The organism is Caulobacter sp. CCH9-E1, assembly GCF_001556515.1.
Taxonomy (GTDB): Bacteria; Pseudomonadota; Alphaproteobacteria; order Caulobacterales; family Caulobacteraceae; genus Caulobacter.
Genome location: NZ_LSJA01000056.1, coordinates 1 through 221, shown reverse-complemented (window position 1 = coordinate 221; position 221 = coordinate 1). Strand labels below are relative to the sequence as shown.

General features: G+C 70.6%; 1 pseudogene. It reads left to right on the top strand.

The window, feature by feature from the left end:
* Positions 1-221, top strand: a pseudogene (locus AX690_RS03110) (N-acetylglucosamine-6-phosphate deacetylase); the annotation flags it as partial.

Below are 221 nucleotides of genomic sequence, written 5' to 3'. Positions count from 1 at the left end.
TTCCGGATCCTCGACGACGAGGCCATCGCCCTGCTCTCGTCGCTGAAGCGCGGCAGGCTGCTGCTGACCCTGGCCCCCGAGCGGACCACGCCCGAGGCGATCGCCCGCCTTTCCAAGGCCGGGGTGATCGTCGCGGCCGGCCACACCAACGCCCGCTACGAGACCATGCGCCAGGCCATCGACCACGGCCTCTCGGGCGTCACCCACCTGTTCAACGCCAT